Consider the following 25008-nt stretch of genomic DNA (forward strand, 5'->3'; position numbering starts at 1 on the left):
TTAGCACTTCTCTGCTTTCAAGTCTGATGACATAAATTTTTAGCAACTTTGTGAAAACATTATAGTTTAGTGAATATGCTGAAATAACACAACTTACTACACTAATAATATTTCAAAGTTTTTTACCGCTATTCTTGTAGATGGGCAACATTTCATATTTGTTGTAATGCTTCAACTTTTGGTAGATGTTGTTGAATCGAGTTTTGTGCTATCTTTTACCTTTATCATAAGCAACTCCAGCAGCTTTAGGTGCTCGAGATTTTTTAGAAGTAGCAACCAAAATACCAATCGAAATTATAAATGGTATGATTTGGATTAGGGCTTGATATGTTTGCATGGATTTTTGATAAACAGCAATATTTTGACCAACTGAATACAACATTCCAAATGCAAATGCAGCAACAAATATGTATATAACATTCCATTGTCCAGCAATCATTAATGCTAATGCAATAAATCCTAATCCCGCTACATTGCCATCAAATTGTTTATTGACCTGTGCATACATAGCACCAGCTAAAGTAGCCAAGACACCAGATATAAGAACACCATAATATCTAGTTTTAACAACATTTATACCTTGAGAATCAAGTGCCTGAGGATTTTCACCAGCAGCCTTAAATCTTAAACCTCATGGTGTCAGTTTTAATCATGCTCAACTAAAGCATGTTACTAATATACCTATAAGAAGTATTAGTCCAAATACATAATTAAAATCACTGGTTAGATACTTTTCTCCACCCACTCTTCACTGAACAAAGTTCATTGGACTAGATATAGTACCACCTTTATATTTTCACATAAACAAACCAAGTGCTCCAAATAATAGATTCATAGCGGTTCCAGCGATAATTTGATTTGCTTTAAGCGTTATTGTAGCAAAACCAAATAAACCACCAATTATTATTCCGGAGAGCATGGCAATTAAATAACCAACAATCTGCATAGGTCCTTTTAGATCAAAACTCTTAGAAAGCAACCAATAAACCAATGCTCCACCTACCATCATTCCATTAATGGCGATATTAACTGTTCCTGATTTTTCAGAGAACATTCCAGCAGTAGCAGCAATAGACAGAACAACTGCTAATAATATTCCGGTAGTGATTATTATCATTATTTGCTCCTTGCTAATACTTTTTTATTTATTGTTACAACTAATCTTAATTTAGCATCTTTTGATAACTTTGAATTTCTTATGTTCAATTTATCATATTCAATAAAAGCCAAGTTTCTTCTGATTTTTTCCTTTTTATTAATCATATCAATGTGTTTTTTATAATCCTTTTTCAATTTCACTAATTGTTGCACATTTCTACTTTTGTCATGCTTAATTAATGACTTAAGACCATTTATTTTGCTTGTTAAATTTTTCATTGATTTTAAATAACCATCTGACTTAGAACGTCTTAATTCCCTGATTTCTTTTCTAAGATCTTTAATTATGTTTTTATTTTTCATTAATATTAACACATTGGTGTTTAGAGACATTTTTGCAAATGAAATAGAAAGTTTTCTTTTATTATGTAAATGAGTGTTTACATACGATTTACTTATTTGATAATTTAACTTTATTTCTTCATTAAATAATTTCATGTGCAAATCATTCACTTTCGTTTGATTATCCCTCTTTAAAATTTTGTATAAAATAAGTTTGTTTTTGTATTCATCAGATTTTTTATCACTTATTAATTTCAGTTTATCATATAACTTATTTTCACTTGATTTGTTGCTAATAATTAAAATCCCTATTTCTTGTTTTTTTCGTATCATTAATTGTTTATAAATAAATGATAATGGTTTAAATCTATAAAATAATGTGGATATTGCAGCAAAATAAATCATTATAGAAAATACTAATGAAATGAGTTCATTTGCATATGCCGGAGGCAATGAAGTGATGCTAAACCCTGAAACCTTAAATACACCATATAGTATACCTACAGGCACAATACCAATTGGGTTACTAAATGCAAGCAATGCCAAAGCTATTCCATCAAATCCTATTGCCGGAAGTGTATTTGATGTAAAGGTTGGCATTGATCCTTTGGCACCAAAGTAAAATATTACACCCAATAATCCAGCTAATAAAGAAGAAATGACTAATGATGTAATAACAGCTTTCTTGGTGTTTATACCAGCATATTTTGCTCCATCAATATTTATGCCCGTCATTTTAAGATTTTTCCCCAAAATAGTGAATTTCAATATCAAGAAAATAGTTATCACAGCAATGATGGTCACAATAACTGCAATTTGCCATCCTCCATCTGTCACAATCCCGCTATTGGCAAAAGTGTGATTAGTATATTCCGATTCACCAGATGAAGTCATATATTTTCTGCTTCCTGGGTCAACTGTGTATGTAAAAATATACTTTATTAAATAAAATATAATTCAGTTTAATAAAATTGTACTTACAACTTCATGAATATTAAATATTGTCTTTAATAGCCCTACTATTAAACCTATAAATCCAGCTATTAAAGCGGCTATAATAAACAATAATGGAATTGCCAAAACTTTATTCATATCATTGAAAACAGTTAATGAAAGATACATAGCAACACCTCCACCTGCTAACATTTGCCCGGAAACACCTATATTAAAAAGCCCAGTCTTAAATGCAAAAGCATTGGCTAATCCAGACATTGTAAATATTGATACAAAAATTAATAATTGATTAATTGTTGCAGAATTTTTAAATGATGATGTGAATAATTGGGAAATAAAATCAATTGGATTTGATCCCATAATCCAAACAATAATAGTTCCAGCAAGAAGCCCAAGGGAAATAGATATTAGCGAAACTTTCACTTTATTAGCATTTGTTCTAGTTTCTTGCTTATTTGCATGTTCTTTAAATGCATCATAATAATTTTTAAGCATTATCCACTTCTCTCTTGGCCATAAATTCACCAACCTTATTCCTAGTTATGTTTTTAGCATTTAATTCTCCAGTAATTTTGCCGTCATTAAAGACAATGACACGATCTGCAAGAGATAATATTTCATCTAATTCATAAGATATAAGCAAAATACCTTTTTTCTTTTGTTTTTCAATTAAAATAGCATCATGAATATTACTTATAGCGCCTAGGTCAAGACCTCTTGTGGGCTGAACTGCCATTAATAAATTATGAGGTTTTTTCATTTCTCTTCCAACAATCGCCTTTTGTTGATTCCCTCCTGAAAGAGATCTTGATATTGAATCACCATTGTTAGATCCTCTAACATCAAAATCATAAACAACTCCTAATGAAAAATCGTTTGCAGGTCCATTTTTGATAATTCCATACTTTGAAAAGGGATGTTTATAAAATATTTGCGATGACATATTGTCTTTAATGGTCATATCAAGAATCAAGCCATATTTATGTCTATCTTCTGGAATATGAGAAAGACCTTTTTCATATCTTCTTCTGATTGATGACTTTGTTAAATTATACCCCGAAAGTCAAATTGATCCAGAATCTGATTTTGTTAATCCAGATATAGCAAGCGCCAACTCTGATTGGCCATTACCTTCTACGCCAGCAATTGCAACAATTTCTCCCTCATTAACATGAAAACTTACATTATTAAGTGTTTTCTTCTTAGAGTCATGATCTATAACCGTTAAATTTTCTACCTTTAGAATGTTATTGTTCTTTGAAGCATCTATGAATTTGTTCTTGACATTAATAATTTCTTTACCAACCATCATTGCAGCCATTTTTTTAACGGTTGTCTTTTTAACATCACAAGAACCCACAACTTTGCCTCTTCGTATAATAGTTGCATTATTAGCAATCTCTTTTATTTCTTCTAATTTATGAGTAATTAAAATAACTGTTTTACCTTGCTTTTGAAAATTCTTCACCAACCTTAAAAAACCATTAATTTCCTTAGGTGAAAGAACTGCTGTAGGTTCATCAAAAATAAGTATATCTGCTTTTGAATATAACATTTTCAATATTTCAACTCTTTGTTGCATACCAATAGGCATATTGCTAACCTTTGTTTTAAAGTTAATATTTAGTCCAAATTGTTTAGATAAAATTTGAATTTTTTTCTTTGACTTAGATAAATCATTATATATATATCCTTTTCTATCTTCTCTACCTAAAACAATATTCTCGACTGCATTATAAACATCAACAAGCTTAAAATGTTGGTGCACCATACTAATGCCAAGAGAAGTTGCATATTTAGGATCATGAATAGTCACTTGTTTACCATTTACTTTGATATAACCACCATTAGGTTGATATATACCAAATAAAACGGACATTAAAGTTGATTTACCAGCACCGTTTTCGCCAATTATTGCATGGATTTCACCTTTATTAATGGACATGTTTATTGAATCGTTAGCGATTATTTTTCCAAATTTCTTTGTTAAATCCACAAATTCTATAATTTTATTTACCATATATCCTTTCTAAATAAAATTAAAGCATTATTACTAAGATTTAGCATATAATAACTTTAATTTTTTGTATTAATTACCTAACTGCATTAGCTGCTGCAATAATTTCTGCAATTTCAGAATCATTTACATTTGTGGCAGCTTTTAAAGATGCTTTCATATCTGCAAGGGAAGTTTTATCGATTCCAGCTAATGAAATACCTGAACCTTGATTTGATAATTTACCTGTGTAAATTTTACCAAGTCCTAATGTTGAAACATTATCATATATTGCATTTATAGTATCTTTTGTTGCTTTTTTTAACGCTTTTGTTATTGAACCAAATACTAGTGCTTGGTCACTACTTCCAATAATGTTGTGAAGTATAACATCTACGCCAATTATTTGACCATGACTTGTTGCCTTAACTGCTGCAAGAGCATCATTATATTGCGGTCCACCAACAGCCATAAGAAGTTCTACACCCTCACTAGCCAATAAATCAGCAGCTGTTTTTGATTTTCCTCCGACATTAAAATTATCAACAAATCCGCCGTCTTCAATTGCCACATCTGGTGCTGATAATGCTTTTAGGTGTTCATTAAAATAACCTATACCAGCCTTAAACGGATTTATGAACGCAGTTACTGGTGGTATATTAGCTCCACCATATACACCAATATTTGGTGTTACTTCATCAACAGATAAAGCCTTAGCTGCTGCAAGAACACCCATGACAAATGAAGGTGCTTTCATATCAAAAACTATAGAAGCAACATTTGCTGCTTGAACCATTGTCTTATTTTCTCTCTCAACATCTAATGTGCCATCTACAAATACGAATCCCATATTAGGATTAGCTGGAGCAAACTTAGATAGAGGACCATTATGATGAAATCCTGAAGCAACAATTAATTTTCCTCCACTAGTCTTAACTGATGAATAATTATTAAGTATTTCCGATGGTTCACTTGGAGATTTAACATTTGAAGTAAATATGCCTTCTCCTGTAACACCCCTTGCCTCTTGCATTCCCGTTAATGATGATTCATTAAAGGATTTGTCTTTAATTGATCCACCATCAGAAACAAAAAATGTATTTGCCATATTCATATCTGTTTGGACAACTGTCGATTCATAATAAGGAATATTTTTTATTCCTCCACTACTACTACCACATGCAACAGCTGCAGTTACTGATGTTAAAATTGCACCCATAGCTCCTATGTTTAATAAAATTTTATTTAATTTTTGCATTTTTTTCCTTTTCTAATATTTTAGTACATAAAATATTTGTTTAATTTCCTTCTACATTATTTATTTAATTTCCTTCTACATTATTGATTATAAACTACTTTTCAAGAATGTCAATATTTAATAAATCTACAAAAATTCTTTCATTAAACCATCTTTATAAACACGATCAATGATGCCTCCTCCTAAACATTTGTTACCATCATAGAAAACGGCTTGTTGGCCAGGAGTAACAGCTTCAAATCCTTCAGAATATTTTAAAACAACATTATCATTATTTCAAGTCATGGTGGCCGAAACAGCATCTGACTTATATCTAAATTTAACCATCAAATTTTTAGGTACATAATTTTTGATGACTCAATTCATATCAGTAATTAAAGCTTCATCGGATAATAAATACTCTTTATTAGAAAGAGGTGCTGCATAAATAATTTTTTTCGAAAGATCATGACCAGCTACATAATAAGGTTCAGTCATACCACCTAAGTTTAAACCTTTTCTTTGACCAATGGTGTAATACATAACCCCAATATGTTCACCAATTTTCTTTTTGGTGATAATATCAATAATATCTCCTGGTTGAGCCGGTATGTAATTTTGTAAAAACTGAGCAAAATCTCTTTCGCCAATAAAACATATACCAGTAGAATCTTTTTTATTAGCAACAACTAAGTGATTGTCATTGGCGATTTTTCTGACTTCTGATTTTGTAAGATTTGCCAAAGGAAATAAGACTTTCTTTAATTGTTGGTGCGTTACTTGCGATAAAAAGTAAGTTTGATCTTTTCAATGATCATGCGGCATAGATAAAATTCCATCTTTAACATCAGCATAATGACCCATAGCAATATAATCAACATTAGGAATATGTTTTTCAACCCAATCATGGAAGGCTCCAAATTTAATATATTTATTGCAAAGAACATCAGGGTTTGGTGTACGGCCTTTTTTGTATTGATCAATGAGATCTTTAAAGACATCATCTCAATACTCGGTAATAAAATCTACTCTTTGAACTTTAATTCCAATTTGTTTACCAAGTGCAACAACATCTTGTCAGTCTTGTTCTTCTGGACAAATAACTTTATTTTGCGTCGGATTGCCTAAAATATCGTTATTAGCAGTAGAGTCTCAATTACGCATAAAAACACCAACCACTTCATGGCCTTGTTGTTTTAAGATATATGCGGTCACTGCTGAATCAACACCACCTGACATTCCAACTACTATTTTTAACATGGTTTTATTATAAGTGTTTTGCTATATTTTTTTAATTCTTCTTTGGGTGACTCACAATTAATCTTTTTTATTCTAAGTTATATTTGAGGAACATTATGGATTTTCTTCTAAGTATAAAGTCTGGACAACTGTGTAATATTATTGATGACAATGGTTATTTTAGTGAAGTATAGAGAGTCATATAAAATAACGATCACTTTAGTGATTGTATGAATGCACCATTAAAGGTCTTTTGTTAATGTTTTCTGTTTGTATTAAGTTTTATATATTTTAGTTTAGTTATGAACTATAGTGATATCTGTTGATTATGAATTTGCTTTTGCCAAAATACCCCCACAAGTTATTACATGAAATCATAAAGTTGCTAAGAAGTTATTAAAAATTAATACTAAAGCAAATAGATCATTTGCTTTACTACATCATTATCGTTATAATTTGTTTATGAAAAGCAAGCGCAGATTATTAATCGCCAGTTTATTAATAGTTATAAAATAACAGTATAAAATTTTATTCATGAACTATTAACTGGATTATAATAATAATGGTTGTTTGGATATTGATATTCTCATCTCAATGCAGTATCAACTTGCATCAGCCATAATTTTATTGAGGATATTAAAAGATAAAGAAGAAAACAACATGATAGATAAAGAATTTGAAAAAATGAAAGCCTTAGCAGCTAAAAGAACCGCTAAAACTATTACAAAGAAAGAAAGAAAAGACCTAGAAACTTATGAAAAAGAACATCTCGGGAGAAAAGATTTTAGTTATGAAAGTGAAATCAATTAATAAATAAATTGAAAATGGTGGGTTCATCATTCGTTTTTAAAGACCAATAAGGGAACCATAATTCCTTTTTATGTTTTAACTATATGTAGATTACCAACCATAGTTGGTTGTAAAATAAGAACCATAGTTCCATAATACATCTATGTGAGAACACAACGAAATCATCAATGAAGCAAAGATGCTAGAAAAAATTAGAAAGCTATTAGGATTAACAATCGAGGATTTTGTTTATCAAATGAATTGACCAAATGTTAAGTACTATGATTATATTAAAAATGGTCGTAAAAGACCTGGAGAAACAGATAAGAAAATCACTCATCCTACCATCTACAAGGTTTTCACCGGAATTAATAAGGCTATTAGCCAACATAATAATTGAAAAGAAAACAGCAGTGAGATTACTGCCATTGTGATTAGTTATTTAATGCCTAAAGCTTAGATAATAAATGTTATTTATTAATTAGTTTTACTTTTTCTTTTAAAGAAAGTAAAAAATCTTCGATATTAATCACCTGGATATTAGTCATGGATTGATCAAAACATTTTTAGTAATGCCAGAATGGGTAATGATAGATTGAAGATAATTATAAAAATTAACAAAATTATTGTCATGAGTTAAACATATATCTAGTTCATTGTCAATTTATTTTGAATTTTATGGGATTACATTAAGGAACTTTATTATGCTCTTAGTAGAAGTTGTATTGTAATTATAATAAGGTATCTTTAGCAAAATTAATAAAGCATTAACGCTTTGTTTTACTATGATTAGATAGCATTATGTTTGAAGGTGTTGCGTTCTTATCAAGTTCATTTTTGGATGATATTTTCGGACCAATTGTAGTTAGAGCAACAAAGGGAACAGTAACAACAGAACCCATAAGTATTACTTTGACATTTCTATTTTTCATATTTTTATTATACACTTTCTGTTTTATTTATTTTTTTACAAACTTCAGTAAATATTTTTACATGACTCGTTTTAATTTTATTTAAGTCATCAATAATTTTATCTCAATTAAGTTTTCTGTCATTATAAAATCATGATACAGACTCGGCAAAGTTATTAAACAAATGTATATTTGTACCTTTTTTCTGTGACTTAAATTCTGCTCCAGGTATTCTTTCAAGTGATGTTTCAAATGACATTTTTTTATCAAAGATTAATATATTATTAATATCTATTTTATTATCTTTATAAAAACATTTAAAAAATGAGGTACAAACTTCCATTGATCTATCCATAGGTTCCATATCTTTTTTGTTATCACCATCTCCCACATAAAATATGCATAAATCCATTGTTTTAATAGATACATTTGCATAAATTTGCATAGTTGCAAATTTTATCCTACCCTCAATTTCTTTTTTCCTTTAATCACTGTTTTTGCATTTTCCGATTGCAATGCAATTGATGACAACCTCACTAACATGATGGTTTAAACCACTATAAAAATTAACTTAAGTATTAGATTTATCCCCTTCAACTGAAATCACCAAAATATATTTCATTAGAATATATCAGAAATAACATTTCTGGCCTCTTCTATATCCGGATATCCAGAAAAAAATCCTTCCTCATATTTTTTAGTTAAATTATTGCCTGGCTTAAGAGTTTTGGATAATTTTGAAACAATATGTTTGTCTGCAGATGCCTCTAGAGAATATATCTGTTTTTTTGATGTTACAGAAGAGACCGATAGAGGATTATGTGTTGTAAAGATGAATTGAGTATTATTTTTTTCAAATTCTCTTATCATGATGAATTTAAGAACATTTATAAGCTCTTTATGCAAAGAAGTTTCAATTTCATCAATGAGGACTAATCCACCTTTAAAATTTTTTGATTTAACACCGCTAATGATTCTATAGATATTATTAATAAAATGGAGTGTTCCGGTAGATAAAACATCTAATGATTGAAATTTACCAGATGTGACAATCTTTTCTACAACACCTTTACCCTTTAAATTTATTCATACTAGTTTTTCAAAATTTGGATCTGCCAGTTTAATGATCTTGTTTAATTTTTTTTTACCAATAATAGTTGACATCATAGGCAAAATATCGGAAGCCAATTTAGGTATATATTCCTCATTAATATCTGCAATAAAATGAGGAATTGTGTTATTTGAGGACGAAAATTTCATTGTTGGAGATGATATATTTGATAAGTATTCAATAATAATGTCTTCTTTGTTGAATTTAGAAACATTTTCTGATTGGAAAGAAAGTGACATGTGGCCATCAATAGATAATGTGTATAATACATCAATAACATCAGATCCCACCTCAAGAGTTAATTCAATTTGTATAGGTACTTTATCATCATTCGAAAAAAGTTTATGAAATCTTAAAAGCAAATTTAAAGTTTGTTCTTTTCAATTTTGAAATAAAGGCCCCTTCTCATTTTTAATTTGATGCTGGATATCTTGTGTAGAGAGTGTTGATGACTTTTTATTCTTAAATAAATCCATTTTATTAATTATAATATTTCTCATAACTGCGTTTTCAATTGTCTCATTAAAAGAATACGAAATTAACGTGATAGCATGCAAGATCGTTGTTTTCCCGATTGAATTTATTCCAAACAATGCAACATATGATGGAATACCATATTTACCATCAGCTGTCTTCTTAAATATATCAAGTAAAATTTCTTTTTCAATTTTATTTGTATTAGAGCGTAAATTAAAATTTACTTCTTTTATAGACTTAAAATTCTTAATTTTTATATTTAATAAACTAATATTCATAATTAACTCATTTCTTAGTATCAATATTATAACACAGTGTTAAAAAAATTAACACATATATTATTTTTTTTGGTAATTATCCCCTTATGGTAGGTAAATAATTATATTAAGAAAAGAGCAGTTATTTCTGCTCTTTTTTTGTTTTTCTTTGGAGGCAAATTGACCGATTTGTCTAGCAGGTCTTGGAAAGCTTTGGGTCTTTTGGGAATTTTTTTAGGTTTTTTATTTTTCATTATCTTAGATCCTTTTTTATTTCTGATAAAAGATCTCTAATATTTATTTTATAATCAATAAATTCATTTATATTACGTTCTGTAAAGTGTAATTGACCTTCACCTATATTTCCCCTGTGTTGTTTATCATTAAAGTATTTATTGTTTATTATTTGATATTTTTAAATAAATAATATTCTATTTTATCTCTTTAAACAGTTATAAATATAAATCAATCGGCTTCTTTAGGTTTTATTTGTTGAAAATTAATATCAAAATTTGATGTGTTCTTGTCCATAAAACTCAATGCTTTTTGTACTATATGTTTACTTGAGTCCATATTTTTATCATTTGCCCTATTTGCCTTAACTTCTATTTTTTCCCCTTCATATCAAAAATCATAATTTCCATTGTTGAAATTTGGGTCTTTTTGTTTTGAAGGCCATTATAGTTTATCATCAAAAAAAGATTTTAAATGTCCTTCTCCTCATTTTTGTCCAAATGGTCTTGGGGGGATTTCATATAAATAATGATATATGGTCCAAAGTCCCAACTCTATAATGATTATTAACTTCATATTGTCGTTTATAAAAAGATAAGGAAAATTATCCACATGAATGGTTAACTGTAATTACTTACACTTTAGTCAACTATCTTTTTTATTATAAATAGAATTAATGATTATAAGTAATATATGTAGCAAAACAACATCATTATTATTTACATCATATTTATGTATAAAAAAATGGATTGATCTATTTTCATTTAATCATTAGGACAATATAACTCCTTTTATCGATAATCTGTTTATGAACTACTTCAAATAAATGTTTTTATCAAAATATTTTTTGGAATTGATATGTAATACTTTTATAATGAATGTAATATTATCTGATGCTTTCACTATTGATGTGTGAATTTTTCACTTATATTTTATTTAATGTAATTTTCAATGCTTAAGTCTTGCAAATTCACACCATCAACTCAAATATTGATTTTTTTATTATCTTCATAATATTCTTTCACATTACGATAAACCTTGCTTTGGAATCATGGAGAGAGAATATAATTATATTGACACGATATGCCTGAGTTCCTTAAAAGCTTTTCAAACATCAATAATTTAAATGGTCCGGTTTGGATCTTCTCATCAACAGAACCAGATGTTTGTTGTCATTTCTTTTCAAAGATAGTGAGATGATTACGAGCAAGACACAAGATAAATCCATCAGGATTTATTTTTTTAGATAAGACTTTACTAATATGTTCATTGCTGAATTGATCAAGATTATGTAATTTAAGCGCATGATAAATCTGACCTTGTCTGCCATAATAAGCCATCAGTTTATCACCTTCAAAAATTTTATATAACTCAGATCGCAGAGTACTTTGTTTAATAGGTTCCAAAGTAAAACCAGCTTTAATGATTCAGTCTTTTAAATAGGTATCTTCTTCAAATCGAATGCCATGAAGATTTGTGTTAGATCCTCCAGCACCAGTTCCTTTATTTTTGATAATCATAATTAGTTATTATTACCTCCTGGACATCTTGTCGAGAAGCGCCTTTACCACCAACTAATCTTTTAGCTTGCACAACACTCATGTTAAAGTCTTGATATAAGTCTTTAATGAGCTCGGTATGGTGATTAGAGACCATAAACATAACTCCCGCTTGATGAAGTTGTTGGCAAACTAATGCTAGACTCTTTTGTCCTTCCACACCAAATCCACCTTTTTGATAACTATCAAAGCCATTTGTCCCCTTTTCATAATCATAGGGTGGATCAAAATAAACAAAGTCACCCTTCTTGGTATCATCAAGAATTTTTTCAAAGCTCTTGTGCATAATAGCAATATCATTATTTGTCAAATAATCAGCTAAATCCTTTAAATTAGCAAAATCATGTGTTTTAACCTTTTTCTTTTTGCCAGAAGGAACATTGAAAAACCCAGCAGCATTAACACGATAAAGACCATTAAAGTCAGCTTTATTTAAATAAATGAACCTAGCTGCTCTAAGAAGGCTTGAGTCTTTCATGGAAAGCATTCTTAAGTCTTGAGTATCATTACGGTCGATGCCTCTAATCTTGTTAAAGAATACTTCTGAATGACCATATTCCATTAGTAATAAGTATTCTCTTAATTGTCTAGATCTTGTTTTAATAACTCGATAAGCATTAATTAGCTCACGATTAAGATCAGATATATAGGCCTTTTGGGGTAATAAATGCCATAATAAAGCACCGCCACCTACAAATGGTTCATGGTAAGTATTAAATTGTCTAGGAAGCCTTTGTGCTATTTCATTGACCAGTTGTCTTTTACCGCCGACTCATTTTACAAAAGGATCTATGGTTGGTTTATTCACTTAGATATTATATACCAACTATGGTTGGTTAAAATAGTAAAAAACATAAAAATATAATAAAAAAGAAAATTATATTTAATTCTAAAACAAACTCCTTTTGAGTCTGTTTTTTTGATCGGCCTAATAGTGTTTATAACATTAAAACATTTCTTTGATGTTATTAATGTTAATGTAGTTTATATTCAACATATCCAGGAATCCCTCGAATTTTTGATCTAGAACAAAGTCGCCAACAATGTTTAGCTTGGAGATTTTATCTGATTCAAGTGAATAACGCTTCATTAAGGAATACTTATAAAACTGGACTTGACCAACGGCTATATAAATAGAATTTTTATATGCTTTAACCTCATTGATAATATACTTTTCATTTTTTTTAACTAATAAATCTATGCCATCTTTTTCTGGTTCTGCCTCATAACCTTGTGCAACTGCATAATCTCTAATAATTTTTAATAATTGAGAATGCTTGATTGCTTTATCTTTGGGAGAAGTAGTGGTGATGGTAGCTCCAGTATCTTTCCGTTCATTCACTTCTTTTAAAGAATCTAATGATAATGTTTCTTGCGATAAAATTAGATCATATGGTAAATAATATCACTTTTTTGAAGAATCATATCAAAATGCATTTCAAATCACTTTTCTTGTACTAGGACCATTACCCGTTGCTATTGGCAATATTTGACGAACTTTAGCTCTTATGTTCTTGTTATCAGGCATAAAACCTTGTTTCCGAGCTTCTTTTTCAATATGGATGGCGATGTCTGTGGAAGTTCCTGGTTTAAAGTTGCGGTGGATGAAATCAAATCATCCTTCATAGTTTTTTTTCATAAATAAATTATCTCAATAATAGAAAAATAAACAAGGATCCATGGATCCTGTGAGAAGATATGGGTTTTTAATGGAAAAATATTATTTATGTTTTTCTATTGAGTTTATTTTTACTCTATATACAACGTTTTTGCTTGTCAGATTTGTATCATTAGAAAATTTTGTTGCTATGTCCTATGTATCCCCCGGAAGTTAGTCCAAGCATTTCTTTTTTGAAAATCAAAAATTTGTTCAACTGATCTAATGGTCAATTTATGATCTTTTATTATTTCCCCATGCTGAATTCCGCCTTTAAAATAAAGATCATAATTGATACTAACGGTGTCTCCATGTACTATTAAATATATTTTATATAATTATTTATTGATTGCGTAACAATAGTTACCACTTATGTGATTGAGATGAATTACTTAATCTTTACATACATTTATACTGCGCATATTTAATGGAGAAGTTTATATTAGACGTTTCTAAAAATTATCTAAAAGTAATTAGGCTGATGAACATAAAATAAATAATTATTTATGTGATTATAGTTATTTTGCATTAGAGTTTGTTCATAAATAAATTAATGGACTAGATGCAAAATAATATACTTAAAATAGAATTTAGTATTTATAATTTCTTAAAGATAAAAAAATAGATATTTAAACTTAATTAGAATTAACTCTATTAAAAGACTCTTTGATGTATTGTTGTATTGCATCAAAATCATTTTTAGATTCAATTTCAAAACAAGATTTAAGCGTTCCTCAATGGCCTTTATCGCCCATTCATTTATATTTTGGGTTATCCTCTGACATTTTGTCTAAATCCAATTGAATTAATATCTTCTTCCTTCTGAAAATTACCTCAGCAAATGTCTTCGAGGTTTTTCAAACTCAATAATCTTTATTCTTTACTAACTCAACATATTCATCAAGACTATGCATATATTCAGTTACTTTATGAAATATTTTTTGTAATTGAGGGGAGAGCGTTTCATATCTCTTTAAATTTGTTATGCCTTTATTCCCAAATTTATTTATCACATCGATTGCACTTTCGTAGTCAACCGGCTTATTAGTATGAGCATCCATGATTTCTATAAATTTGGTTTTATTTTGGATAATATTTTCATTATTATTGGAAATCTTTTTCTCCTTAGTATCTTTAATATATTCAAGATTAAAATATTTAAATCCTCCATAAAAACTAAATCTAAATAACTCTAATCCCGGGATAAATTTTGTAGCCGCAAGAGTCCATTTATCAAATTCTTGAGCAACCAATATTACTCTAATGTTTCAATTTATGTTGTCTGCTCGTTTATCAAATATATCTTTAACCTCTAAGTAAAATTGTCTTTTATTTGTTTTTAATCAGTTTTTATAAAAGAGTGACTGGATAAGAGCATCTTCTATTTTGTCCCTTTTATATTCTATAATTACAGGTCTGTTATCGGAATCAATTGCAAGTGTATCAATTCTGCCTTCAGTTTCTCTGGCATTAGCTACAGTAACCGTTATTCTATACTCACTATCAATTTTATCTGCACCAACTATTTCATTTAGGTGCTCTTCAAAATATTTATGTATTTTTTCTTCTTTAAATCCTTTATCCTGATTTATTTTTAAAATATTTAATTCCTGTGTTTTATAAATTATATTTTTTGACATAAATAAATTATATACCAATAATAGTTTGTAAATTATTTAATCAAAAGATGTTCTGTCCACACCTAAGTGCATCTAAAAATTTCATTATAAAAGCCCTTTGCCTTACAATTGGTTTGTAGACTAATTAGAAAGAAAAGTGGCCAATGAAATTATACAAACATTTAGCATTAGATAATGCCAACAAAAAATTATTAGGATATGACATTAGTAGGGAAACAGGCATATCCAACGGAAAGATAAGAAGATGCTTGAATAGCTGTAAAAGAGAAGTGTGAAGGAAAAATAAACAAAACTATTGACAAGGTTCTCGCATCCGCATCTATTATAGTTTCAAGCAATACTAGCAGCAAAGAGATCAGAGGAAAGTTAATTGGGATTATATGTGTGCTTCTTAATCTGAAGTAATTTATCTAAACTTTATTAAGGTTTGTAAGCATTTATTCCACGAAAAAATACTGGGAGTAAAAGCTAAAAGATCCGTTGATGAATTTATGAAGGAGTTCAAAAAAAGATATCATGATGGATATGCACCTAAAAGGAGTTGAATATATTACATGGCAAAATCCCCACATTATAGTTTTATTTATAAATGATTACCAAGCACTAAAAAGCCCTTTTTTAGTCTTAAATCAGATGATGAACGCAAAAAACCAGTTAAATATAACAGTATCGAAGTAAGGCCTGACAAGATACTATTAAGGCAACAACCAAATAACTATGAAATAGATAGTGTTGTTGGAAAAAGAGCTGATGATCAAGCCCTACTAACCCTTATTGATATCCATAGCGGAAATTTCTATTCAGCCTTCTATGATCGAACAATGATAGGTTTCAAAAAAGCTTTAAAGACATTATAGAAACAAATGATATAACTATTAATACTCTCACCATAGATAATGACGGTGAAAATAATTTGCTTCATGAAATCATCGATATAAGTAAGCTGTTTAATTGTCATCCATATTGTTTAGGAGAAAAAGGGACACTAGAAAATAAATATAGAATTATAAGAAGATTAATCCCTAAGGGGAAAAATTTAAATAAATATACAAATAAAGATTTATTAATCCTAAATAAATTTGTCAATAACTACTATTCAAAAACATTTAATAGAATATAATTAAGCAGAACCAATAACGGCATTGAAAGATCTTTTTTCATTACTGAAAATTAGGTCCACTTACCCCTGGACAAAACAGAATTAAAATCTTTATTATTATCATTATTTTTTAGCATGAATAACCCAAACAAGTAATATCTATAAAAAGATTCATAATAAATATTAAACTGGTAAAAAAACTTATTTCTATTGCATTCAGTAGGTTTTTCACCACCAACTTATTTTACAAAAGTCCTTATGGTTGGCTGAGTGAACAAAAATTTATATTTTATTTATTTTGAGAAATAAATTATCATCAAATATGTTTTTTTGAATAAGTACATTTTTAGATAAATCTATTATTTCATTAATATTAGTTGATTCTATCAATTTTAAGAATGAGGAAATCTTTAATGCACCAATATCTTGATTCCTTCTATCGATTTCAAATTGGTAATTTGATGCTAAGTCTCTTGATATCGATGGAGCTAAAAATAAAACTGAATCAGATTTTGAATTTGTCATATGTCTGATTGTAGATTGACTTTCGTTAATATGTTGTGACACACCTCTTAATAAGGTAACTTCGACATTTATCTTTCTGCCAAAATATTTTAATTCTATGTCTGGTTTCCCTCCAGGGGCGGGTGCCGTAGGAATATAATGGTCATCGTAATTAAGATTTAAATTAATGTCAATATTTTTGTGTGTTTTGAAAATAATTAACCCAACTGCCATTTCTAATAAAACGAATTTAGGAACATATAATAACTCGCTTATATTCACTTTTGTCTTATTCATACAGCAATTTAATAATTCTGAACAATCTTCAAAAGTTAATTTTTCAATTCAATAATTTATAAAATCTATTTTATTATGTCTTTTACCTGTGGGAACAGAAATTCTGTTTGATAATTTTTCTCAATATTTTTTGTCTGACAAAGTTGAACAATGAATTATCAAATTTAATTCATCCTGAATATTGATTTCCTCTTTTAATTCTACTATCATTTCTTTATTATTTTTTTTAATAAAATCAAAGGAAGATGTTAAAAATAGTTTTCTTTTAATATCGTCAATGACCTCATTTCTATTTTCAAATTCATTCATATGGAATGAAGATGATCAATGCTTTTCAATATCGCTCTTAGTATTATTTTTTAATAAGAATTTAATGGACTCCATGCTAGAGTCTTTTGAACAACACAACGCATAAAATTGTTGCTCATTAATTTGCTTAGTTAAGCTAAATGCTTTTAAAAAAGTTAGATAAACCTGTTGATTATTTTTTGTTCCAGGTTTCATATAACTACCTATCAAGATGTGTTTTATAGAGTGTGATAAAATAGAAACCAAATCAACATCATCATTCAATAATTGCTTTCCTTTTTCAGTAATTATAATAGGTAGATCCATTATTATTGATATTAAACCAAGTTCCATAATTACTGAAAAATGTGTAGAAAATCTGGAAGGCCAACCCTTATCAAAATGACTTTCTTTGTGATTTTGTGGATTCTCTTTGATAACTATTGCCACTTCTTTATCTGATAACTTTTCATTTTTCTTTCTTTTATTCAATATTTCAGAAGAAACTTTGGTTGGCTTATATACATGAATTCTAATCAATTCTTTTTCAATGTCCATGCATAATTCATTAGTTAATTTTTGATTCTCAAAATCACTGATAACTAATAAAAATTCTAAAATTCTCAATGGATTTCTCAGTGTCTTTGAAAAAGAAATTGGTTTGTATCTATTTCTTGACATTTTTATCTCCAATTACTAAATATTCAATAGCATCATTTCCTGAATTGTTATGAAATGAATAATGAAAACTTCTTAATTTGATTTTTGTTTTGTTTTTCAAAAATTTTGAAAATATCTCGTTTTTCATAGCCCCTCTTTTTTTATAATTTGTTACCAAAATATCAGCCCCTCTTTCTATTGCTTCATCTATGTATTTGTATAATTCTATTTCATTTTTTTCAAATCAATTTGAATTATATTCAGCATTTGATATTAGATAAGGAGGGTCTATAAATACAACATCTCTTTCTCCTGCTTTCATTATTATATTTTTAAAATCAAGATTTGTGAATCTTATGTCTTTTTGTTTAATTTCAGATGTATATTCTTCTATATGTTTAATAACATTCTTATTTATATCCAGCGTGCCAACTGGTACATTGTAATCACCAGAACCATTGAAACGAATCAATCTATTGTAGCTATATAAAATTAGTGGAAATAAAAGCTTTGTTGACTTTGTTTTATTAAAATCAGACCTTAACCTTAATTGCCCTTCTTTATTAATTTTAGAGAAAAAATTTTTGTCGCCCTTCTTTTCATACTTGTTGTATGCAGATAGTGAAAGATTATATTTTTTAGATACTTTTACAATATTCTTAATTATTAAATGCAAATCAGTATTTTTAAAATATTTCAGTAGATATATTATATGTTTATTAGTATCATTCACTCAAATTTGTTTGTTATTTATGTTAGCAACAATACTACCACCGCCCACAAAGGGGTCTATAAATCTCTTGTTCTCGTCAATATATGGTAATATTTGATCTAAAATCTTATATTTATCACCAGAATAAAAAAGTGGGGATCTAATCATTATTAACCTCAACAGTAAATAAATACTCCTTATGATCGCTAAAGCTTGTTTTTCCAGAATTAAAAAATTTATAGGTTTTTTTCTTTATAGTCAATGTTCCTTTTTTGGATAGAATTTCTTTTATTTGTTTAAATGAAATTTTATTTTTCGATGATGATGATTTTGGATTAAATGTATTATTATAAGAAACTACAATATACTTACAATTTAAATTTTCTATCAAATCGTTGAAAGCCTTGGGAGCAAGCGCCTTACTGTATTCTGATGTCTTTTCATATATGTATAATGGTTTTGATACTTCACCAATAAAGCTATCATCATCGGTTAGATTATTTAATGCAATGGTTTCGAGAACATGATAGAAATACGCATATTGTCTTGAGTTATAAGGCGGGTCAACATAAACAACGTCATAATACTCTATTTCTTTAGCGAGAATATTAGAATCCATGTTATATATTTTAAATTCATTACTATAGATATCAATAAATAATTCTTTGAAAATTATTTCTTTAAAATTACCGGTCTTTAAATAAGATTCAAAGTGTCCCACACTTCTGGATGATTTATCAGCAGCCAAAATTATTATAGAAATTAAAATAAAATATTCACGATTTGTTAATATTTCTTTGTTCTTTTCAACATATTTTCTAGCTTCCCATATTTTAGAAGCGTCCTTTTTTGTAAAAAATTTATTTCCATATTTTCTGGAGAAAATATTTCCTTTATATTTAAGATTATTAAACTTATCTATGAAGCCTAATATTTTAGACTTGTCGATGATTTCTGAAGAAAAAAATGCATTATATAAAATAAAATTATGGAAAAGATTATCATTTAAGCCAATTTTTTTGTAATAGTTTAAATTGTGAAATGCTACGGATCCTGTCCCAGCAAAAATATCTAAAAAAGAATCTCCGCCTGTTTTAATTAATTCTTCTCTAATCCAATTATTGAGTTTATTTTTATTTCCAATATATCTTCTATTGTAAGGTTTATACATGAAAAAATTATAGCAATAAAACAAAATTATATATTCATATTAGTTAAACATTTCTTGCAACACATCTAAAATCGACCTCCTTCAATGATGCAGAGTTTTATTTTTGTTTGTTCTTTGCCAAACACATTAATCCATTTGACTTCATTTACTACCACTATTTTATGTACAAATTTATAATACATTTTTCTCCTTCAATATGGTATTAAACAATATTAAAGGATTTTGTTTTTTTATAAACTACTCTAGAACGATATATGATTTCGCTAATAGAGGTGACCCATATATATTGCAGCGCTTTTTTAAGCCAATCGTCATATATTTCTATTCTATTTTCTAATTCATTGTACCATTCGTCTCTTAAACTATCATATCATTGTTCTCAATTTTCCTTTTTCATGGCAAGAGAAAATTTTGAAATAAATACATTATGATAAGTTTATTTTTTCATCCATTTTTTCCACTAATTGTAGTTTTTTCTTTTTCTTTATGAAAAATGTCGCACATTATATTGAATGTATTAATATCGAGATAGTATGAATTTAGCAATAAAAATAAGAAGAGCTTTGTTGCATTTATTAATGCTATCAAATTGTATATTAGTTGCTTCAAATGAATCATCTACATCATTTCTTTCTTTATAGGTGATAGCATCTGCCCCAACAAATAAAGTTTTAAAAATAATTATTAATTTTTGATTGTTTTTCTTTGTTGTGAATACTGATCATCTCAAAATGATCAACCACAAAATTTGCAATCTCAAGCAAACCTTTAGTTAAATAAGTTTTTCTTTTTATACATATCTTTTTATAATAAAAAAATATATTTCCAATTAGTGATTCAACATCAACTAATCCATAAAACTATATACACAAATAAAAATTTATTAATCTTAAATAAATTTATTTATATTTCTTATTGTTCTCTCCTTTATATTTTAGGGATCAAAACTCTGAGTAATTGCAAGGGGTCAATTTTAGATGTGTTGAAAATGAAGACAATAGATTCATGAAATACCTTTACTCAAGATAAGATGTATCAGTTATTATCAAATCAACTAGAAAAACAAACGGCATCAGATGAAGAGATTACTGAACGTGGGTTGTTGTTTGATCATAATTTTTAGATAAACATATTTTTTACTGGATTGAATTTCCATCTTCAGTGACTTGTATATTTTTACTTGTATAATATATTATAGGAATGAGGAAATATGAAAAAATATAATAGATATTTCATCTCAAATAATCGACATAAAAGATCGTTATACAATAAGGAGCAATTTTTAAAACGAATTTTTCCAAACCAAAAGCTTACAATTGTTTTTTCTAAAGCTGGAGTGGGTAAATCATATATTTCAAAATGAATTGAAAAAGAATTAAATATGAAAAGAATAGATGCATATGAATTTAATGAATCTCATTTACAAGATAACATAATAATAGATTCTTTAGACGAAGTTTCCTTTTCAAAAGCACTTGAAATAATTGAAAAAGTGAAAAATCAAAAAAATGTTATTATCTTTACAAGAGAAGAATATATAAAGGAAAATCATAATGAAACATTTGATGTCTATAAAATGTTCAACAAGGGGCATAAAAACCCAAGAGAAGACCAATACGGCAAAAATCCAGATGTGTTTCAAAATATTGAAGAGTTTTTATCACAGGGGGAAGTATCGCAAAGCGTTAACGACTTCATGGCTATGTTATCATTTAAATTATTGACTTTAAATGTAATTACAATACCCCAAAGCAATTTAATGGAAGACATAAGAATATATAATATAAATAATAACGCTAATATTTCCATTGAACTAATTTTAAAAAATAAATTAGTAGAATCACCATCACCTAAAAACCAGATTTGAAAAATTCAAAATAAAACATTAGCATCGTATTTTGCTGTTTTATTTTTAAAAAAATTTTTGAATCAAAAGTTTTCATATTTAATGAACTTTAATAAATTTAAAAATCAAATAAATCTTGCGGAAGCGGGAGAAATAATACGTAAAACGAAGGTTCCGGTTATCAAAGCGTTGCAGTATGACTTAATATCTAATCATAATTTTATTTTCTTGTTTTTAAATAATTACGAAAATGATAATGCACTCGAAAGTTCATTAATGGAGTTTTGGAATAATGAAAAATACATAGACTCTTTAATTGATATATATAATTTCGTTGAATCTGATGATGATTATGTAGGATCTTTATATTTTTATAAACTATTTGAAAAATTTGATTATAAAAAATTAATTGAAAAAATAAAAAATGTAAGAAACAAGAAAATAAAACATATTTTTTATAGAAATATCATTGATAGTTTTATATGCAATTTAACCATTGAAAATAACGATTATAGAAGACAACAGTTGGTAGATATTGCGGAGGAATTAAAAACAAATGACAAGTATTCAAACGATAAGACATTTTTATTATTTTATAATGCAATATTTGGAGATATAGAAAAAATTGATCCAGTAGAATTTAGCCATTATCTTGGACCGATGGAAACTGCCATTTTATTTATAATTAAGTATGGTAGCGATAAACGAGTTATTAAAGCGTCAAATTTAGAAAAAGAATTTGGAGCATTTTATATTGGCAAAGAAAATGTTTCCCGGGAAAGAAAAGAATATATTGTTGATTTGATATGGAAAGATAATCCTGAAAAAATATTTGTTGCATTAAAGTGATTTGGTGAAGAGTTAATAACTAGTGCTTTCGTGAAGATAAAATTAAGAACAAAGAAATTTTCGAAAATAATTAATATTTGTAAACGAAATCATTTAAACTTAATTAAATGAAATCATTTCAACTTAATAAAGATAAATCCAAAAATAATAGAACCAATACAAAAGGAAAATTCTACACTATGAACATCCCTTATATATTTTTTTGTTTATGAAGATAAAATCAAAAAAATAAATTTGAAGAATGTCAAAAGTAAAATTATCGAAAGTAAAATTATTAAATTTGAATTGCCTGAAGAATTATTTGGTAACAAAAATAAGGAAATAGGAAACATTAATGAGATAGATAAAAAACGGATTAACCTTAACCTATTTTCAGATGAAGATAAAAAAATAATAAAGCAAAATTTTGAAAAACTAAAATCTGAAAGAAAAGAAATGACAATATTCGACGTATTTTATGTCGATAAATGATTTCAAATATTTGATTTATTTTTTGATATAAGACTTGAAGATATTCATCCCTATCTTTTAATACGAATAGAACATATTGCAATGAATAGAAATAGTATGTTCATGAAAAATCCTGAAGATATTAAAACATGATGATCAAAATGATATCTAGAGGAAAAAACTGAAATGAAAAAAATGATGAGAGATTATGCCTCTATTCCACTTTTAGAAGAAATGTCAAATATAGGTGTAATCATAAATTATGAAATATTTGAAGATTGCTATAAAAAAGATAAAACAAACACAATTATTTTTCTTAAAAAGATTGCTGATAAACCTAATTATAGGAATAATATAATTTATTTATTTGATAAATATGATGTTGATGATAACTTTGTTCTTAATTTAATCACGGATGAACAAAAAGATACTAGCCCAAAAATGTTATGACAAAATTATTGAATTTTTGAATTATCTGCCATGGAAGACTCTTTAAAAGAACATCATATAACAGAAATGATTGATGAATTAATGACACATATAGATGCCTTGGAAGAAGATTCAAGAGTGATAACCATTGAATGATTTAATGATATATTCTTTTCGCATGGAAGGCATTCGAACACAATAAGATTAGCAAGTTATATTTTGAAATTTGAATTAATGAATTATTTTATGGATAAATTTTATGAGACATTTAAAAAACTAATAATTAATGAAAAAAAAGATGCCATATATGAATTTGTTGCAAAAACAAATTCATTTTCAAGCCTGTTTGATTTAAAAGCTGATGATTTATTAGATAAAATGTCTGATGATTTAAAAAAACACACATACCAATACAAGAATTTCAAAAGAGCTGTTTTAGATTTAAATGGAAAATTTATTGATCAAAAAAATCAAGATAAACAAGAATTTTCTTTCATTAGATATTATAAGTATCATAATGATAATATTTCAATGATTGAATTTATAGGAATTGTGGAGAAAAAAATAATTCCTGATATAAGAAGAATTTATTGTGAAATGGAAGAAAAATCAAAGGAAAGACTAATACATTCAACTATAGCGGAAAAAATTACAAATAAAATATATAATGAAGATAATATTATATTATTAAATGAAACTCCTGGTTTTAGAAGCCAAAAAATTGATAATAGATATGATATTTTATTAATGCATTCGTCAAAGCTTATTATGTTCGAACTAAAAACGACATCTGATCCCAGAATAAAAAATCAAGACCAGACAGAATTATATGATCAAATGATTAAGTACAAAGAAAATCAAGTAATTTCTTCTTATAATTATCTTGTCGTGTTTGTTAATACAGATGACTATATAAAAAAACATAAAGAAAAAACTCTGCTTACTGCAAAGAGTGCTGGTTATAAATATATTGAAATAGATAATAAAAAATAAAATACTTAATACAAAAAATTAATTAAGATCATCTTCTATAACATAATGGACGTCTTCATTTATTAGAGAAATCATTTAATCATCCAAATAAAATAAGGGTCAATAGCCCTTATTTTTCAATTCTTATTTACTTCACTATAAGTGGATCATTGACTTTTAAATAAATAATTTATCAACGAATTAATTCTTTTTGCTTTGATAACTAAAGT

The 25008-nt window shown here is 27.5% G+C and carries 22 protein-coding genes; 5 read left to right on the forward strand and 17 right to left on the reverse strand.

Annotated features, from left to right (window positions below; translation table 4 throughout):
- Positions 1-208: 208 nt before the first annotated feature.
- From O3I44_RS02525 to mnmA, 5 genes are all read right to left on the reverse strand, one after another.
- Entirely contained in the window at positions 209-1117 is a 909-nt protein-coding gene (locus O3I44_RS02525; protein WP_303716830.1) for an ABC transporter permease, read from the reverse strand.
- Entirely contained in the window at positions 1117-2889 is a 1773-nt protein-coding gene (locus tag O3I44_RS02530; protein WP_303716838.1) for an ABC transporter permease subunit, read from the reverse strand. Before O3I44_RS02530 ends, O3I44_RS02525 begins: the two co-directional genes overlap by 1 nt.
- A complete protein-coding gene (locus O3I44_RS02535; protein WP_303716856.1) occupies positions 2882-4414 on the reverse strand; it encodes an ABC transporter ATP-binding protein in 1533 nt (510 codons plus the stop codon). Before O3I44_RS02535 ends, O3I44_RS02530 begins: the two co-directional genes overlap by 8 nt.
- A gap of 73 nt (positions 4415-4487) precedes the next feature.
- The gene (locus tag O3I44_RS02540) at positions 4488-5648 is read right to left on the reverse strand and encodes a BMP family ABC transporter substrate-binding protein (protein ID WP_303716861.1); all 1161 of its coding nucleotides are present in this window, start codon (positions 5646-5648) and stop codon (positions 4488-4490) included.
- Positions 5649-5774: 126 nt separating this feature from the next.
- Positions 5775-6887 carry a tRNA 2-thiouridine(34) synthase MnmA gene (gene mnmA / locus O3I44_RS02545; protein WP_303716876.1) on the reverse strand — a complete coding sequence of 371 codons (1113 nt, stop codon included), beginning with the start codon at positions 6885-6887 and terminating at the stop codon, positions 5775-5777.
- A gap of 639 nt (positions 6888-7526) precedes the next feature.
- On the opposite strand from mnmA, the gene O3I44_RS02550 reads away from it, so the two are divergent.
- Positions 7527-7676 (forward strand): hypothetical protein, encoded by a 150-nt coding sequence (locus tag O3I44_RS02550; protein WP_303716883.1) that lies wholly within the window; start codon positions 7527-7529, stop codon positions 7674-7676.
- A 142-nt stretch (positions 7677-7818) separates the two neighbouring features.
- Positions 7819-8115, forward strand: coding sequence for a hypothetical protein (locus O3I44_RS02555; RefSeq protein WP_303716889.1), 297 nt, complete (start codon positions 7819-7821; stop codon positions 8113-8115).
- Positions 8116-8422: 307 nt separating this feature from the next.
- Here the strand turns inward: O3I44_RS02555 and O3I44_RS02560 are convergent, their stop codons facing one another.
- From O3I44_RS02560 to O3I44_RS02595, 8 genes are all read right to left on the reverse strand, one after another.
- A complete protein-coding gene (locus O3I44_RS02560; protein WP_303716891.1) occupies positions 8423-8587 on the reverse strand; it encodes a hypothetical protein in 165 nt (54 codons plus the stop codon).
- 7 nt (positions 8588-8594) lie between these two features.
- Complete coding sequence (locus tag O3I44_RS02565; protein ID WP_303716893.1) at positions 8595-9011, reverse strand: hypothetical protein; 417 nt, start codon at positions 9009-9011, stop codon at positions 8595-8597.
- A 176-nt stretch (positions 9012-9187) separates the two neighbouring features.
- Positions 9188-10432, reverse strand: coding sequence for an AAA family ATPase (locus O3I44_RS02570; protein ID WP_303716895.1), 1245 nt, complete (start codon positions 10430-10432; stop codon positions 9188-9190).
- Positions 10433-10533: 101 nt separating this feature from the next.
- The gene (locus O3I44_RS02575; RefSeq protein WP_303716897.1) at positions 10534-10665 is read right to left on the reverse strand and encodes a hypothetical protein; all 132 of its coding nucleotides are present in this window, start codon (positions 10663-10665) and stop codon (positions 10534-10536) included.
- 912 nt (positions 10666-11577) lie between these two features.
- Positions 11578-12165: a PD-(D/E)XK nuclease superfamily protein gene (locus O3I44_RS02580; RefSeq protein ID WP_303716899.1), complete on the reverse strand. Its 588-nt coding sequence runs from the start codon at positions 12163-12165 to the stop codon at positions 11578-11580.
- Positions 12149-13012: a DNA adenine methylase gene (locus O3I44_RS02585; RefSeq protein WP_303716900.1), complete on the reverse strand. Its 864-nt coding sequence runs from the start codon at positions 13010-13012 to the stop codon at positions 12149-12151. Before O3I44_RS02585 ends, O3I44_RS02580 begins: the two co-directional genes overlap by 17 nt.
- Before the next feature lie 138 nt (positions 13013-13150).
- On the reverse strand, positions 13151-13843 hold the full coding sequence (locus O3I44_RS02590; RefSeq protein ID WP_303716909.1) for a hypothetical protein: 693 nt from the start codon (positions 13841-13843) through the stop codon (positions 13151-13153).
- Between the two features lie 653 nt (positions 13844-14496).
- Positions 14497-15501, reverse strand: coding sequence for a PDDEXK family nuclease (locus O3I44_RS02595; RefSeq protein WP_303716911.1), 1005 nt, complete (start codon positions 15499-15501; stop codon positions 14497-14499).
- A gap of 554 nt (positions 15502-16055) precedes the next feature.
- On the opposite strand from O3I44_RS02595, the gene O3I44_RS02600 reads away from it, so the two are divergent.
- Positions 16056-16358 carry a hypothetical protein gene (locus O3I44_RS02600; RefSeq protein ID WP_303716913.1) on the forward strand — a complete coding sequence of 101 codons (303 nt, stop codon included), beginning with the start codon at positions 16056-16058 and terminating at the stop codon, positions 16356-16358.
- Positions 16359-16882: 524 nt separating this feature from the next.
- On the opposite strand, the gene O3I44_RS02605 is transcribed toward O3I44_RS02600, so the two are convergent.
- From O3I44_RS02605 to O3I44_RS02620, 4 genes are all read right to left on the reverse strand, one after another.
- Entirely contained in the window at positions 16883-18370 is a 1488-nt protein-coding gene (locus O3I44_RS02605; RefSeq protein WP_303716914.1) for an AlwI family type II restriction endonuclease, read from the reverse strand.
- Positions 18357-19229, reverse strand: coding sequence for a DNA adenine methylase (locus tag O3I44_RS02610; RefSeq protein ID WP_303716916.1), 873 nt, complete (start codon positions 19227-19229; stop codon positions 18357-18359). The genes O3I44_RS02605 and O3I44_RS02610 overlap by 14 nt, the downstream gene beginning before the upstream one ends.
- On the reverse strand, positions 19222-20232 hold the full coding sequence (locus O3I44_RS02615) for a DNA adenine methylase (protein ID WP_303716918.1): 1011 nt from the start codon (positions 20230-20232) through the stop codon (positions 19222-19224). Before O3I44_RS02615 ends, O3I44_RS02610 begins: the two co-directional genes overlap by 8 nt.
- 517 nt (positions 20233-20749) lie before the next feature.
- Complete coding sequence (locus O3I44_RS02620) at positions 20750-20971, reverse strand: hypothetical protein (protein ID WP_303716920.1); 222 nt, start codon at positions 20969-20971, stop codon at positions 20750-20752.
- Between the two features lie 249 nt (positions 20972-21220).
- Here O3I44_RS02620 and O3I44_RS02625 point away from each other — a divergent pair, with 249 nt between their 5' ends.
- Positions 21221-21355, forward strand: coding sequence for a hypothetical protein (locus O3I44_RS02625; protein ID WP_303716922.1), 135 nt, complete (start codon positions 21221-21223; stop codon positions 21353-21355).
- 87 nt (positions 21356-21442) lie between these two features.
- Positions 21443-24799 (forward strand): hypothetical protein, encoded by a 3357-nt coding sequence (locus O3I44_RS02630; RefSeq protein WP_303716924.1) that lies wholly within the window; start codon positions 21443-21445, stop codon positions 24797-24799.
- Positions 24800-25008: the final 209 nt, after the last annotated feature.

The sequence above is a fragment of the Candidatus Mycoplasma mahonii genome (genome assembly GCF_030550815.1).
GTDB classification, from domain to species: domain Bacteria; phylum Bacillota_I; class Bacilli_A; order Mycoplasmatales; family Metamycoplasmataceae; genus Mycoplasma_O; species Mycoplasma_O mahonii.